General features: G+C 33.8%; 16 protein-coding genes. 13 read left to right on the top strand and 3 right to left on the bottom strand.

Features of this window, described 5'->3' with window-relative positions; genetic code table 11:
- Window positions 1-27: 27 nt before the first annotated feature.
- Complete coding sequence (locus ACFFLS_RS22380; RefSeq protein ID WP_379687611.1) at window positions 28-195, bottom strand: hypothetical protein; 168 nt, start codon at window positions 193-195, stop codon at window positions 28-30.
- A gap of 202 nt (window positions 196-397) precedes the next feature.
- On the opposite strand from ACFFLS_RS22380, the gene ACFFLS_RS22375 reads away from it, so the two are divergent.
- From ACFFLS_RS22375 to argH, 11 genes are all read left to right on the top strand, one after another.
- Window positions 398-1,045, top strand: a complete 648-nt coding sequence (locus tag ACFFLS_RS22375; RefSeq protein WP_379687609.1) for a GNAT family N-acetyltransferase — start codon at window positions 398-400, stop codon at window positions 1,043-1,045.
- 55 nt (window positions 1,046-1,100) lie between these two features.
- The gene (locus tag ACFFLS_RS22370; protein WP_379687607.1) at window positions 1,101-2,294 is read left to right on the top strand and encodes an argininosuccinate synthase; all 1,194 of its coding nucleotides are present in this window, start codon (window positions 1,101-1,103) and stop codon (window positions 2,292-2,294) included.
- Entirely contained in the window at window positions 2,287-3,264 is a 978-nt protein-coding gene (gene argC, locus ACFFLS_RS22365; protein WP_177209978.1) for an N-acetyl-gamma-glutamyl-phosphate reductase, read from the top strand. The genes ACFFLS_RS22370 and argC overlap by 8 nt, the downstream gene beginning before the upstream one ends.
- A gap of 85 nt (window positions 3,265-3,349) precedes the next feature.
- The gene (locus ACFFLS_RS22360) at window positions 3,350-4,489 is read left to right on the top strand and encodes an aspartate aminotransferase family protein (RefSeq protein WP_379687605.1); all 1,140 of its coding nucleotides are present in this window, start codon (window positions 3,350-3,352) and stop codon (window positions 4,487-4,489) included.
- Window positions 4,490-4,499: 10 nt separating this feature from the next.
- Window positions 4,500-4,859 carry a hypothetical protein gene (locus ACFFLS_RS22355; RefSeq protein WP_379687604.1) on the top strand — a complete coding sequence of 120 codons (360 nt, stop codon included), beginning with the start codon at window positions 4,500-4,502 and terminating at the stop codon, window positions 4,857-4,859.
- A gap of 88 nt (window positions 4,860-4,947) precedes the next feature.
- Window positions 4,948-6,141: a glutamate-5-semialdehyde dehydrogenase gene (locus ACFFLS_RS22350; protein ID WP_379687603.1), complete on the top strand. Its 1,194-nt coding sequence runs from the start codon at window positions 4,948-4,950 to the stop codon at window positions 6,139-6,141.
- A 102-nt stretch (window positions 6,142-6,243) separates the two neighbouring features.
- Window positions 6,244-7,002, top strand: coding sequence for a glutamate 5-kinase (gene proB, locus ACFFLS_RS22345; protein WP_379687601.1), 759 nt, complete (start codon window positions 6,244-6,246; stop codon window positions 7,000-7,002).
- An 87-nt stretch (window positions 7,003-7,089) separates the two neighbouring features.
- Entirely contained in the window at window positions 7,090-8,043 is a 954-nt protein-coding gene (locus ACFFLS_RS22340) for an N-acetylornithine carbamoyltransferase (RefSeq protein ID WP_379687599.1), read from the top strand.
- Between the two features lie 101 nt (window positions 8,044-8,144).
- Window positions 8,145-8,918, top strand: coding sequence for an acetylglutamate kinase (gene argB / locus ACFFLS_RS22335; RefSeq protein ID WP_379687597.1), 774 nt, complete (start codon window positions 8,145-8,147; stop codon window positions 8,916-8,918).
- Window positions 8,919-9,196: 278 nt separating this feature from the next.
- Window positions 9,197-10,267, top strand: coding sequence for a M20 family metallo-hydrolase (locus ACFFLS_RS22330; protein ID WP_379687595.1), 1,071 nt, complete (start codon window positions 9,197-9,199; stop codon window positions 10,265-10,267).
- A 183-nt stretch (window positions 10,268-10,450) separates the two neighbouring features.
- Entirely contained in the window at window positions 10,451-11,731 is a 1,281-nt protein-coding gene (argH, locus tag ACFFLS_RS22325) for an argininosuccinate lyase (protein WP_379687593.1), read from the top strand.
- 72 nt (window positions 11,732-11,803) lie between these two features.
- Here argH and ACFFLS_RS22320 read toward each other — a convergent pair whose 3' ends face one another.
- The gene (locus tag ACFFLS_RS22320) at window positions 11,804-12,856 is read right to left on the bottom strand and encodes a pectate lyase family protein (protein WP_379687592.1); all 1,053 of its coding nucleotides are present in this window, start codon (window positions 12,854-12,856) and stop codon (window positions 11,804-11,806) included.
- Between the two features lie 262 nt (window positions 12,857-13,118).
- Here ACFFLS_RS22320 and ACFFLS_RS22315 point away from each other — a divergent pair, with 262 nt between their 5' ends.
- Both ACFFLS_RS22315 and ACFFLS_RS22310 read left to right on the top strand, forming a co-directional pair.
- Window positions 13,119-14,117 (top strand): DUF2157 domain-containing protein, encoded by a 999-nt coding sequence (locus ACFFLS_RS22315; RefSeq protein WP_379687590.1) that lies wholly within the window; start codon window positions 13,119-13,121, stop codon window positions 14,115-14,117.
- Entirely contained in the window at window positions 14,114-15,283 is a 1,170-nt protein-coding gene (locus tag ACFFLS_RS22310) for a hypothetical protein (RefSeq protein ID WP_379687589.1), read from the top strand. Before ACFFLS_RS22315 ends, ACFFLS_RS22310 begins: the two co-directional genes overlap by 4 nt.
- Window positions 15,284-15,437: 154 nt before the next feature.
- Here the strand turns inward: ACFFLS_RS22310 and ytxJ are convergent, their stop codons facing one another.
- Window positions 15,438-15,827, bottom strand: a complete 390-nt coding sequence (gene ytxJ, locus ACFFLS_RS22305) for a bacillithiol system redox-active protein YtxJ (RefSeq protein ID WP_379687587.1) — start codon at window positions 15,825-15,827, stop codon at window positions 15,438-15,440.
- Window positions 15,828-15,863 lie beyond the last annotated feature (36 nt).

The following is a 15,863-nucleotide window of genomic DNA, read 5'->3' as shown; positions in this document are numbered from 1 at the left end:
ACATTACATTAAAAAAATGTTAGAAAATTATTTTTTTGTTTGTTGAATTAAAAAATAATGTACTTTTGCACCGATGAATAAAATAAGTTTACATATAACTTCTTTGTCACGGACAATCTCACCAGGTACTTCTCCCGAAGTACGGATGCTATCTCTATAGTATTCATTGAGTTTTTCGCCCGTATATTTATTCATATCCATTTTTCATTTTGAAATCACATAATTTGTCCATTGGACAAACGTATCCTAGAAGCATATATTATTTCGTGAACTTTTTTAATCAACTTGTTGATTTTGAAAGTGTTAATGCTATTTTGCTTACTTTTATTGGATTCAATTCTGGATTTCAAGCCAAACAATATTCTTTAATTTTTAACGCTAAACTTCAATTATTGAAATGAAGATCTCTATTGTTGTTACTCAGGAAGAACACTTCAAATTCGCACAAGAAATCTGCGATACGATAGAATCATCTGCCTTGTTGAGAGGTACGGGGATTGCTAAAAGGACTCCTGAGTACATTCAGAAAAAAATGTCGAATGGTGATGCAATGATTGCTCTGGCAGACGGGAAATTTGCTGGTTTTTGTTATATCGAAAGCTGGGAACACGGAAAATTCGTAGCGCACTCAGGATTGATCGTACATCCTGATTACAGAAGTTTAGGTTTGGCAAAAAAAATCAAATCGAAAGTTTTTGACTATTCTTTGAAAAGATATCCGGATGCTAAAATATTCGGGATTACGACTGGTTTAGCGGTTATGAAAATTAACTCTGAACTAGGTTATAAACCTGTTCCATTTTCAGAATTAACAACCGATCCAAGTTTCTGGGCTGGATGTAAAACTTGCACCAACTTTCAGATTCTACAAAGCAAAGAAAACAAAATGTGTCTTTGTACTGGAATGTTATATGACCCCAAAGAAAAACAAAAAACACCGCCAAGACATCCTTTTAACGAGGCTGTTTTAAGCAGACTTAAAAAAATCAAACAGGCTCTGTTTTTAAACAAATTATTGTCATTTATTTTTTTATTCAAAATTTAATCAAAAAGAAATCTCAAACTGCTACATACGAAAGTATTAGCCTAAATTATAAAAAATGAAAAAAGTAGTATTAGCTTATAGCGGAGGATTAGATACCTCGTATTGTTTGAAATATTTAAAAAATGAAAAAGGATACGAAGTTCATACTGTACTTGTAGACACAGGAGGATTTTCTGATGAAGAATTAACAGCTATTGAAAAAAGAGCTTACGAGTTAGGAAGTGCACAACACGCAAATCTTACAATCATTGATAAATATTATGATAAAGCTATAAAATATTTGATTTTCGGAAACGTATTAAAAAACAATACTTATCCATTATCAGTAAGTGCTGAACGTGTTTTTCAGGCAATTGAAGCTATAAAATATGCAAAAAAAGTAGGAGCAACAGCTATCGCTCACGGAAGTACAGGTGCTGGAAACGACCAAATTCGTTTCGATTTGATTTTCCAAACTATCGCTCCAGAAATCGAAATCATTACGCCAATTAGAGATTTAAAATTGTCAAGACAAGAAGAAGTAGATTATTTAGCTCAAAACGGAGTTCATTATTCTTGGGAAAAAGCACAATATTCTATTAATAAAGGACTTTGGGGAACTAGTGTTGGAGGAAAAGAAACTTTGACTTCAAGCCAGCCATTGCCAAGCGAAGCATATCCTTCGCAATTACAAAAAGAAGGAGAAGAAAAAGTAACATTGCATTTTGAGCAAGGTGAATTAGTTGCATTAAATGGCAAAAAAGATGTTCCTGAAAAAAATATCGTAAAACTTGAAAAACTAGCAAATGCGTATGCAATTGGTAGAGATATTCACGTTGGAGATACTATTATTGGAATTAAAGGAAGAGTTGGTTTTGAAGCCGCAGCTCCGTTAATTATCATCAAAGCGCATCATTTACTAGAGAAACATACTCTTGGGAAATGGCAGCAATACTGGAAAGAACAATTAGGAAACTGGTACGGAATGTTATTCCATGAAGGTCAGTTCTTGGATCCAGTTATGAGAAACATTGAAACTTTCTTGCAAGACACACAAAAAACAGTAAACGGAACCGTTACAGTTTCTTTAAAACCATACCATTTCTCACTTGATGGAATCGAATCTAAAAATGATTTGATGAACACAGGTTTCGGTCAATATGGAGAAATGAACAATGCTTGGACATCTGACGATGCAAAAGGATTTATCAAGATTTTAGGAAATGCACAAAACATATTTTCATCTGTAAATCATTTAGATCATGATTAATGTCGGAATTATTGGTGGTTCAGGCTACACGGCTGGAGAACTCATCAGAATTTTAATGTATCACCCAAAAGTAAACATCGATTTTGTTTACAGCACCACAAACGCTGGGAAACCTCTTTCTGTAGCGCATCACGATTTGATGGGCGATATCGAAATGAATTTCACAGCCGAAATCAATCCGAATGTGAATGTTGTTTTCTTGTGTTTAGGTCACGGAAAATCAATTTCATTTTTGAAAGAAAATCAGTTCGCGAGTCATACTAAAATTATTGATTTAGGAAATGATTTCAGACTGAATAAAGACGCTCATTTCGAAGGAAAAGATTTTGTTTACGGATTGCCTGAAATCAATAAAGCCGAAATCAAAAAAACAAATTATATAGCAAATCCTGGTTGTTTTGCAACTGCGATTCAGTTGGCTTTATTGCCTTTAGCAAAACACAATTTGTTGAATAATGATGTGCATATTAACGCTACAACCGGAAGTACAGGAGCAGGAGTAAGTCTTTCAGAAACTTCTCATTTCAGTTGGAGAAACAATAATATGTCACATTACAAAGCTTTTGAACACCAACATTTAGGAGAAATTTCAGAAAGTCTGGTTCAATTGCAAGACGATTTTGACAGCGAATTGCTTTTTATTCCTAATAGAGGAGATTTTCCAAGAGGAATTTTTGCAACCTTATATACGTTATGTGATGATAGTTTGGAACAATTGGTTGCCAAATACGAGGATTTCTATAAAAACGAACCTTTCGTAACCGTAACCACAACAAACATCAACATGAAGCAAGTGGTGCAAACGAACAAATGTATCATTAGTTTATTGAAAAAAGGAAACCGGGTTTTGATAACATCAATTATAGATAACTTAACCAAAGGAGCTTCAGGACAAGCGATTCAAAACATGAATTTAATGTTCGGATTAGAAGAAACCACAGGTTTACATTTGAAACCAAGCGGATTTTAATAAAAGTAAAATGTTAGAAGTTAGATGTTAAACGTCTAGACTAAAACTTCTCACATTTTACAAATAACATTTAACTTTTTAAAAAATGAACTTATTCAACGTTTACCCATTATACGACATAACTCCAGTAAAAGCAGTAGATTGTACCATTATTGACGACAAAGGAGTAGAATATTTAGATTTATACAGCGGACATGGTGTGATTTCTATCGGACACACGCAGCCGGATTATGTAGCAAAATTGAAGAATCAGATAGATAACTTAGGTTTTTATTCGAATGCCATTCAGAATCCTTTGCAGGTTGAATTGGCTCAGAAATTAGGAAAACTTTCTGGTCTTGAAGATTATGAATTGTTTTTATGCAGTTCTGGAGCTGAAGCAAACGAAAATGCTTTAAAATTAGCTTCTTTCCATAACGGAAAATCAAGAGTTGTAGCTTTTGATAATTCTTTCCACGGAAGAACTTCTGCAGCTGTTGCAGTTACTGATAACAAAAAAATCGTTGCTCCAATCAACGCACAACAAGAAGTAACCTTTTTACCGCTAAACCAAATTGAATTAGTTGAAGCAGAATTGGCTAAAGGAGATGTTACAGCAGTAATTATCGAAGGAATTCAAGGAGTTGGAGGTTTAGACCAAGGAACAACTGAATTTTTTCAGGCTTTAGAAAAAGCATGTAAAAAACATGATGTTGTTTTAATCTTAGACGAAGTACAATCAGGATACGGAAGAAGCGGAAAATTCTTCGCTTTCCAACATCACGGAATCAACGCTGATATTATCTCCGTTGCAAAAGGAATGGGGAACGGTTTTCCGGTTGGAGCGATTTTGATTTCTCCAAAATTTGAAGCTAGTTTTGGATTATTAGGAACTACTTTCGGTGGAAGCCATTTGTCTTGTGCAGCAGGAATTGCAGTTTTAGATGTAATTGAAAAACTGGATTTACAGAAAAATGTAAACGAAGTTTATGAATATTTCTTAGAGAAAATCAAAGAAGTTGAGGGCATCAAACAAGTAAAAGGAAAAGGTTTAATGCTTGGTGTTGAGTTTGATTTTGATGTTGCAACTTTAAGAAAGAAATTAATCATAGAAAAACACATTTTTACAGGAAGCGCGAACAATAAAAATCTATTAAGAATTTTACCGCCGCTTACAGTGAAAAAAGCTGATATTGATACGTTTGTAAAAGCTTTAAAAGAAAGTTTAGAAGAACTTAAAAATTAGAAATTCAAAAATGAATATTTCCAAAAAATTTGAATCAAACCGAATTTTTAGGATTTGGATGTATACTGTAAGTCATTCAACATTAATATTGAGAAGTGAAAAACAATATGATGATGTTGTTTACGATTTTAATTACGATGATCCTGATACTACTATTGATTTAATTTTTAGTGCAGTTGATTTTATTTCGATTCCAGATAGATTTGATATTCTCGAAATAAAGAAACATGATGATAAATTTATTTTCAATAATAATGAAAATTGGTTTGTTAAAGCTGTTTTTTGTAATGTAGGGAAATATTCAGGAGAAGATGAAGATGACATTTGGCATCGGAATTTAGAATATGATGAAATTATAAATATTCAATAAAATTTCTTAACAGGTTTTAGAAACCTGTTAGGATCAATAAAGTTTCGATAAAAGAAACAACCAAAAAACAACCAACCAACAAGAAATTATGAATCCATTATCAATTGAAAAACGCAATCTCGTACTGCGGACTATGGCAAAGCTGGTCGAACAGGAGCGGAATCAGATTATCTTAACCAATCAGGAAGATCTTGCTGATTACGACGGCTCAGATTTAGCGATGGAAGAACGCTTAAAAGTAGATGATAAAAAAGTCGACGAAATGATTTTATCATTAAACCAATTAGCTTCTCAAGAAGATCCCGTTGGCGTTGAGCGTTTTCATTTTACACACGATAATGGAATAAAAGTTATAAATAAAACTGCCGCTTTCGGAACGATTTTAATTATTTACGAATCTCGTCCCGATGTTACCATCGAAGCAGGCGGAATTGCCTTTAAATCAGGAAATAAGATTTTATTAAAAGGAGGAAAAGAGTCTTTAAAATCAAATTTGAAAATCGTAAGTCTTTGGCACAAAGCTTTGGAAGAAAACGAAGTTTCAAAAGACTGGGTGGAATATTTGAATTACAACAGAACAGAAACTCAGGCTTTTTTAGAAAAACCAACTCAAAAAGTTGATTTAATAGTTCCGAGAGGCGGAGAAAAATTAATTGAGTTTGTAAAAGCACACGCAACTTGTCCGGTAATTGTAAGCGGACGCGGAAATAATTTCGTTTACGTTCATGAAAAAGCAGATACAGATTTGGCTTTAAAAGTAATTTTAAATGCTAAAACAGCTAAAATTTCAGCTTGTAATGCTTTAGATAAAGTTTTAATTGATTCGAAACTTCCAAATTTTGAAGGTTTTACTGCCATGCTAATTGAAGCTTTAACTGAAGCCAAAGTTGAAGTTATTGTCGATAAATCTTTAGAGAATTTCGAAAATACTAAAACATTTCAAAACGAAGATATTTGGTACGAAGAGTTTTTAGATTATAAAATCGTAATCGGAACCATCGATTCTCAAGAACATGCAATTAATATGATCAATAAATATTGCGGAGGACATTCAGCAGCAATTATTACCAGAGATAATGAAATCGCACAGCAGTTTATGGAATCGATAGATGCAGCGGCGGTTTATCAAAATGCATCGACCAGATTCACAGATGGCGGACAATTCGGTCTTGGAGGTGAGTTAGCGATAAGCACAGATAAATTGCATCAACGTGGCCCAATCGGTCTTCAGCATCTTGTAACCAATAAATGGTACGTTTACGGAGAAGGACAGATTAGGTAATTGAGATAATTAGATAATGTGTCAATTAGATAATTAAACAATTGCACCTTAATAGATTTAAAAAAAACTTTGTGCCTTAGCGCCTTTGTGGCAGATAACAAAATGAAAAAAAGGATTTTATTAAAAATAGGAAGTAATACTTTAACGAAAGAAACCAATCATATTTCGCGGGGAAAGATTGAAGACCTCGGAATACAGATTGCAGCTTTAAACGACGAATATGAGTTTATCATCGTAAGTTCAGGAGCAATTGCTGCAGCGAAGCAATTTGTAAAACTGGATAATCAGGATAAAGATGTTTTTGTAAAACAGGCTTTAGCTTCTATCGGACAGCCTCATTTGATGCGGATTTACAATGAAAATTTTAAGGATTTAGGATTAAATACTTCGCAGTGTTTACTTTCTTATTCTGATTTCGAAAAAGAGCAGACCAAAAAGAACATTGTAAATACCATTAATGTATTGGTTAAAAATAATTATATTCCGATTATCAATGAAAATGATACCGTTGCCACAGATGAGATTCGGTTTGGAGATAATGATAAATTAGCGGCTTTAACAGCAGTTCTTTTAAATGTAGATATTCTGATAATTGCCACCAATACAAATGGAATTTATACGAAAGAATCCATTCACGATGAAGTTCCGGAAACAATCAAATTGGTAAATGATTTAAAATCACTCGAAAAAGAAATCGGCGAATCAAAATCATCACATGGAACAGGAGGAATGCAATCTAAAATAGAAGCAGCAGGAATCGCAAAAACAGCAAATATTGAAACCTGGATTGTGAATGGATTAAATGATAATTTTATTCTAAAAGCATTAAAAGATGAAATTCCTTTTACGAAAATAATCTAATGAGTCAATTAGAAAATTAGTTAATTAGATAATGCACAATTATCCAATTTTCTAATTATCACATTATCTAAATTAAAAAGAAAACAAATGAACTATATCTCAATAAAAGAAATCAACTCATTATCAAAATGGGTAAAACAAGCGATAAAAATCAAAAAGAATCCGCTTAAAAATCAAAGTTTAGGAAAGAATAAAACTTTAGGAATGTTATTCTTCAATCCAAGTTTAAGAACACGTTTGAGTACTCAAAAAGCGGCACTAAACTTAGGAATGAACGTTATGGTAATGAATTTTACAAACGAAGGATGGACTTTAGAATTTGAAGATGGAGCCGTAATGAATTCTGGTGCATCAGAACATATCAAAGAAGCTGCAGAAGTAGTTTCACAATATTGTGATATTATCGCAATTCGTGCTTTTGCAGGTTTGGTTGACAAAGAAAAAGATTATCAGGAAACTGTAATTTCAGGATTTCTTAAATATGCTACCGTGCCAATCGTAAATATGGAAAGTGCTATTCGTCACCCATTACAGTCGTTGGCAGATGCGATTACAATGGAAGAATTCAAACCTAGACACAAAGACAAACCAAAAGTAGTGCTTTCGTGGGCACCACATCCAAAAGCGTTGCCGCAGGCAGTTGCGAATTCATTCGTAGAAATGATGCAGTTGCAAAAAGATATGGATTTTGTAATCACACATCCAGAAGGATATGAACTAAGCCCAGAAATTACAAAAGACTGTAAAATCGAATACGATCAAAACAAAGCGTTTGAAAATGCAGATTTCGTTTACGTAAAAAACTGGAGTAATTTCAACGATTACGGAAAAGTAACCAACAGCGATCCAAATTGGACAGTAACAGCTGAAAAAATGGCTTTAACCAACAACGGAAAATTCATGCACTGTCTTCCAGTTCGTAGAAATGTAATTGTAAGTGACGAAGTTTTAGACGGAGAAAATTCAATCGTAATCGAACAAGCGAATAATAGAACATATTCAGCACAATTAGTTTTACAAAAGATTCTTAAAAAATTGTAAATTTAGGTGCAAAGGCTCAAAGTGGCAAAGGTTCAGAGGTTTTACGCCTTGAGAAAAACCTTTGAACCTTTGCACCTCTGCCTCTTTGAACCTTAAAAGAAATGAACGTATCAGTAATAAAAATAGGTGGAAACATCATCGACAATCCGGCAGAATTAGAACAATTTTTAACCGATTTTTCTAAAATCGAAGGATATAAAGTTTTAGTTCACGGCGGTGGAAAATCGGCTACAAAAATGGCGCAGAGTATTGGTTTGGTTCCGCAAATGATTGACGGACGCCGAATTACAGATGCTCCAATGCTTGATGTTGTGGTCATGATTTACGCCGGACAAATCAACAAACATATTGTAGCGCAATTGCAGGCAAAAGACAATAACGCAATTGGTTTTTCAGGAGCTGACGGGAATTTAATTCAGTCAACAAAAAGAAATCACCCAACAATTGATTACGGATTTGTGGGCGATGTAAAACAAGTCAACACCAAATTATTGGCAACTTTATTAGAAGCAGGAGTTGTTCCTGTTTTCTGTGCCATCACTCACGATAAAAATGGACAATTACTGAACACCAATGCTGACACCATTGCAAGCGAATTATCTATTGCATTATCTGAAGTTTTTGATGTAACGTTGACATATTGTTTTGAAAAACAAGGTGTTTTGCAAGATTCAGAAGACGAATCATCTGTAATAACAGAAATCAACGAACCATTATACAACAAACTAAAAGAAGAAAAAGTAATCCATTCCGGAATGATTCCAAAACTGGATAACTGTTTCAATAGTTTATCAAGAGGTGTGCAGAAAATCAAAATTGGTCATCACAGAATGCTCCAAAATTCAAATATTCCGCATACAACGATTACGTTATAAAAAATGCTGTCACGAATTGACATTAATTTTGACTGTTAAGAGAGAAAATAGTTTTAGATGAACATTAAAAAAATCATTTTGATTTTAAATCTAAAACAAAAAAACAATTTGCGAAAATTCGTGTAATTAGTGGCAAAAAAACAGAGTTGCGCAGTACTTTTAAATATTAATTTAAGAAATTTGCGCCAATTAAAAATGTCGCATATTATTTAGTTAACAAAGTAAAAACTAAAAAAAAACTTAGCGACTTAGCGCCTTTGCGGCAAGAGCACAACAAAATGAAAAATATAGATACGCTTACCCAGGAAGCAATTAGTTTATTAAGAAGCTTAATCGAAACGCCTTCATTTTCAAGTGAAGAAGATCAGACGGCTCTTTTAATTGAAAATTGGTTCAATCAGAACGAAATTCCATTCAAGAGAGAGAACAACAATGTGTGGGCTTTTAACAAATATTTCGACGAAAACAAACCAACACTTTTACTAAACTCACATCACGATACCGTACGTCCAAATCAGGCATACACCAACGACCCGTTCAAAGCAATTGAAAAAGACGGAAAATTATTCGGATTAGGAAGTAATGACGCTGGAGGATGTTTAGTTTCATTATTAGCAACCTTTGTACATTTCTACGAAAACCAAAACCTTTCTCACAATATTGTAATTGTAGCTTCCGCCGAAGAAGAAAGCAGTGGAAAAAATGGTTTAAATAGCGTTTTAAAAAGCTTGCCAGAATTAGATTGCGCGATTGTTGGAGAACCAACCTTAATGCAATTGGCAGTTGCGGAAAAAGGACTTTTAGTTTTAGATGTAAAAGTAAAAGGAACTGCAAGCCACGCTGCACATCAAAACGATGATAACGCATTATACAAATCAATTCCGGTAATGGAATGGTTTAAAAAATATAAATTCGACAAAATCTCAGATGTTTTAGGTCCCGTAAAAATGACTGTAACGCAAATCAATGCTGGAAAACAGCACAACGTAGTGCCATCAGAATGTGATTTGGTTGTAGATATTCGTGTAACAGACCGTTATACCAATGCTGAAATCTTAGAAGTGGTTAAAGCAAATGTAAATGCCGAAGTAACGCCAAGATCTATGCATTTAAATGCATCTTCTATTCCAGTTGCACACGGTTTAGTTCAGGCGGGAATTGCATTAGGAAGAACAACTTACGGTTCGCCAACACTTTCAGATCAATCGGTTTTAAGCTGTCAGTCTTTGAAATTAGGACCAGGAGAAACATTGCGTTCACATTCAGCAGACGAATTTATTTTTATAAATGAAATTGAAGAAGGAGTCGATTTGTACATCAAAATACTAACTGATTTCTTTAAATTATAATATTTTTTAGGAGCTAATCCCGCTATCCGTTCCAATCTTTTGTGCCGAACCCCGGCACAAAAGGATTTCCACTACTATCGGGGCTAGGACACTCAGGAACTTAGAAACATTAAGTAAAAAAAGAAACTTTGTGAATCTCTGAGAACCTTTGAGTATCTCTGTGAAACAAAAAACATACATCTTATGAAACTTTGGGAAAAAGGAATACCAACAGATAAACAAATCGAACAATTCACCGTTGGAAACGACCGAGAATTGGATTTAGTTTTAGCAAAATACGATGCTTTAGGTTCAATTGCACATGCCAAAATGCTTGGGCAAATTGGTTTATTAACTCAAGAAGAAACAACTTCTTTAGTTGATGCATTAAACGAAATCATTGCAGATATTGTAGTAGGTAATTTCAAAATCGAAGACAGTTTCGAAGACGTACATTCTAAAATCGAATACCTATTAACGGTAAAACTAGGCGATGCAGGAAAGAAAATCCACACCGCACGTTCTCGTAACGATCAGGTTTTAGTGGATGTTCATTTATATTTAAAAGACGAGTTAAAAGCAATAAAAGAGCAGGTAAAAACATTGTTTGATTTGCTGATGGAATCGGCAGAAAAACATCAAAACGTTTTATTACCAGGTTATACGCATTTACAAATTGCAATGCCATCGTCATTCGGAATGTGGTTTTCAGCTTACGCTGAAAGTTTGATTGATGATATTACGATGCTGAACGCCGCTTCAAAAATTGTAGATCAGAATCCGTTAGGATCTGCTGCAGGTTACGGAAGTTCATTTCCAATCAACAGAGCATTTACAACACAAGAATTAGGTTTTGAAACCTTAAAGTACAACGCGGTTGCTGCGCAAATGAGCCGTGGAAAAGCAGAAAAAACAGTTGCTTTTGCGATGACAAGCGTTGCAGGAACGTTATCAAAATTCGCAATGGACGTTTGTTTGTATATGAGCCAGAATTTCGATTTTATTGGTCTTCCGGCACATCTTACGACAGGTTCAAGCATTATGCCTCATAAAAAGAATCCAGATGTTTTTGAATTAATCAGAGGAAAATGCAACAAAATTCAGGCACTTCCATACGAAATCACTTTAATTACCAATAATCTTCCAAGCGGTTACCACAGGGATTTACAGCTTTTAAAAGAAGGTTTGTTTCCAGCGATTCAGACTTTGAAATCTTCTTTGGATATTGCCATTTTTTCAATAAAAGATATTACAGTAAAAGATCATATTTTAGAAGATAAGAAATACGATTATTTGTTTACAGTAGATACTTTAAACGAAATGGTTGTTGCGGGAATGCCGTTTAGAGATGCTTACAAAGCTGTTGCTGAACAATTAGAAGCAGGAACATACAAATCTCCAAAAGAAACAAAACACACGCACGAAGGAAGTATCAACAATTTATGTCTTGATTCGATAAAAGATAAAATGAAAGCTGCTTTTTAAGCTCTTTCTAAAAAAAGAAAAACCGATTTGTTGTTGAGCAAATCGGTTTTTTTATGTCTATTTAATTTTCAATTAACTTTTGTTGCTACAACTTGTAGACACTAAACCTGTAGGAGTTACTTGTAATGTTGCTCCAGCGCCGCAGGATTTATCAGAAACAAATTCTTCCACTTTTCCTAAAGGAATTGTCGTGTAAACATAAGATGGTTTAGTTACTTTCGTACCAAAATCCATTGGGCCTTTATGGCAATGGTCAAATGCAATTCCGATTTCACCGCCATCTGTACTGGTGTATTCTTTAAAAACTTTATCAACATTAGTAAAATCACTGCCCTCTACATAACAAGTCGAATTTTTGATTCCACCACCTAATCCAATTGCCAAAGAACCAGATTCAGAGGTGTTGTAAAGACAGTTTAAAATATGGATTTCAGCATTTCTAACACGCGGCATTCTTTGTCTGCATCCCTTTGCCCAATAACAATTCTTAAAAGTAATGCTGTAATGACCATCAGCTGGCGCATCAGTTTTAGAAGATCCGACTAGATTTGAAAATCTGTGATCGTCAGCTCCACCGGTTCCTCCAGCTTTGGGTGTTTTTAGATAAGTAAACTTACACCAAGAAATTGTAACATTGTCAGCATCACCTTTGTTGTCAAAATTACCATCCATTCCGTCTTGAAATTCACAATGATCAACCCAAATATTAGTTGCTTCAGAAGTTAAATTATCATGACCGTCAACGTCGTATGCGCCAGGGCCTTCAAAAATCAGATTTCGAATAATAATATTGTTAGAACCAGATTTTAGATTTAAAATTCCAGAATTCGCAGCCGTTTGGTCAAGGTTTACTAATCGAGCGCCTGGAAGCCCAATTATCGTTTTGTCTTTTACTAATAAACTGGTGTAAGAACAGTTAATAGTTCCAGAAACTAAAATTACTTGTGGCGTAGTAAGTTTTAGTTTTGAAGTCAAATCAGCTAGGGTAGAAACCGTTACCGGAGTCGTGTTTCCCCCGCCAACAGCAGAAGCTCCAAAACCTTCGGGGGCGTTCATAAAATAATTTTGAGCAAAAAGAATAGAACATGGAACAAGTAGTGCCAATAAAATAAGCTTTGTTTTCATTTGTGGTTTTTGTGTGGCTTAATAGTTAGTGTAATCGATTGCACAAATGTAAAAGTTTCAGATTAATTTCAAATTAATTTATCAAATTTTTATGTATTAAAGTTTTGATTCTAAGAAGTGTAAGTGTGATTTTTACACTAAAAAAGAATAATTTTGATTTAAAGGAATAAAAAAGAAAATGTTACAGAGAAATTATCGCTTTTCTAAAAAGAGAAAATTCATACTAAATACATATATTTGAATTTCAGTTTAAAATTTAAAAATGAAAAAATTTAGTGAACACTCAACTGTAACTCTTTTTGAAAAAGGCTTGATAACGGAGAATCAGTTTGAAGAAATAAAATCGTACAGAAGTTTGAATATTTTTTCGGTAAACGCAGAATTAAAGCTCTTTCTTTATTTGTCAGTTCTTTTATTTACCTCTGGAATCGGGATTTTGATTTATGAAAATATTGATTCAATTGGACATATTGCGATTTTGTCATTGCTTTTAGTAGTGATTGCGGTTTGTTTTTTTTATTGTTTTAAATATGCGAAGGGCTTCCAGAAAGGAGAAACAACTTTTGAGCACCCCGTTTTAGAATATCTAGTTTTGGCTGGCAATATCCTCACTTGCATTTTCATCGGATACCTTCAATTTCAATATAAACCTTTTGGAGAACACTATGGGTTAGCTACTTTAGTACCAACTGTTGTGAGTTTTTTTTGTGCTTACTATTTTGATAATAGAAGTGTTTTGACCATTGCAATTACCGGTTTGGCAGCTTATGTCGGGCTTTCTGTTACGCCTCAGGATTTATTAAAAAATAATGATTTTTATGCTAGTCAAAGTTTGAGTTTTTCGGCTGTCTTGTTAGGAGTTTTATTGATTTTATGGACAATTTATAGTCGCAGAATCTCTTTAAAAATACACTTTGGCTTAATTTTTCTGACTTTTGCTCTCCATATCATAAGTATTGCTGCGATAAATAATTTGACGAGTCACGATGTTTTGACATGGATGGTTTTTGCGTTTTTTTTAATGGTTTCTACCTATTACTTTTATAAAGCCAGTTATGAGTATCATGCCATGTCGTTGTACGTTTTTATGATTCTCTATGGCTATATAGGCGCTAATATATTTTTATTTAGAATTTTTGAAAATTTAGATTTCTCTGATATTTGGGAATTAGTGATTTTATTACTTCCTGCTTATTTTATAGGCTCAATTGTAATGTTTATTAAATTAGTTAAAGACTTTCATAAAGAAATTACCGAATGATAGTGTACGATAAAAGAATGCTCGATAATCAGATTTTAGTTGATGAAGCTCATGCTTTATGCAAAGGAAGTTTTATAAGCAAAGAACAGAAGAAGTTTATCAAAAAAGAATTGCCACTTTTTAGAAGTCAGGATAATATTTTGGTTAGAATTGGATTCTTTATACTTGGCGCTATGCTGTATAGCTCGATTTGTGGTGCGATTTCGATTTTTGGAATAGGTGGAGAGAATGCTTATTTCCAAATCTGCTTTTATATTTTTGCCGCTGTCGGTTTTGCAGGTTCAGAAATATTGGCAAAGCAAAATTTTCATAACCACGGATTAGACGATGCCTTTATATTAGGTGCCATCTTGAATGTCGGTTTAGCTATTGGAATTACCACAGAAGCAGATAATCCAGCCATAATAGCTTTTTTTATTACAGTAACGTCAATTTTTATGTTTATCAGATACCTGCATTTACTTTCGATGCTGGTTTTTTGTGTAGCATTTACAAAATTTTTGTTTTATCTAATGTTTGAATTCGGCGATATCGGAAAAGCAATTCTGCCATTTACTGCTATGATTTTTGCTGGGATTCTCTATTTTGTAACAAAAAAAACAATCAATAATTTGAGTGAAAGTTATTATTACAACGGACTTTTATTAGCGAATAGCTTTTGTCTCGTTTTGTTTTATCTTTCTTGTAATTATTTGGTTGTAAGGGAACTTTCAGCAGAACTTTTGGGAACAGAAGTAAAACCGGGAACAGATATTCCGTTTGCTTTTTTCTTTTATGCTTTTACATTTATTGTTCCTGCAGTGTATTTAGTTCAGGCTTTAAGGGCAAAAGATAGAATAATGCTTTGGATAAGTTTCCTCGCCATCGGATTTTCAATCTATACCATTCGATATTATTATTCGGTACTGCCAATCGAAGTGGCGCTCACATTGGGAGGATTGGTTTTATTTACAATAGCTTATTTTTCAATTATAAAATTAAAAGAAAAAGAGAGCGGTTTAACATTCAAACCAGATAGAATCAATCATTCAGATACTATTTTAAATGCGGAAGCTTTAGTTGTGGCTTCGACTTTTGGAATGAAACCAGAAGCAAAACCACAAGATTCTCCAATGGAATTTGGAGGAGGAGGTTTCAGCGGAGGTGGATCTAGTGAAAGTTTTTAATTGCTTTTGCTACAGATTAAAGAATTAAAATGATTTTCTAATCTTGGTCAAGTCGCCGCGAATTACACGAATTTTCACGAATTGATTTGTGTAAATTCGTGTAATTCGTGGCGAAAAAAAAAATCTTTTTAATTCTTTAATCTGTGGCAAAAAACTACACTTTACTTTTAAGCGCCTCAGCATCAATATCGCTGTGCGAAACATCGTAAACTGCTTTTCCGTTTTTGATTAAAATTAATTGCGGTGATTCGTGGTAAACTCCAAATCTGCTGGCGATTTCGTTCGAAATATCACGGTGAGCAATCAAATCTAGGAAATAAGCATCTACAACGCCTTCAAGATCAAATTCCTTTTCAAATTGTTTCAATGCCATACGGCTGATGCTGCATCTTGTGCTGTGTTTAAAAATTACAACAGGTTTTTCTTGAGAAATTGCTTCTATTTCCATTAACTGAAGCATATCCGTCAATTCTGTCCAGCTTACGTTACTTTTTTGAGCTTCTGAGTTCTCTGAACTTCCGAAGATTGAATTAAAAAAACTCATATTTGACTTGTTTTATGACTTTTTGACATTTAAAAA

Origin of the sequence: Flavobacterium procerum (assembly GCF_042431625.1) — a bacterium.
GTDB lineage: Bacteria > Bacteroidota > Bacteroidia > Flavobacteriales > Flavobacteriaceae > Flavobacterium > Flavobacterium procerum.
This window is presented reverse-complemented; position numbering and strand designations above follow the sequence as displayed.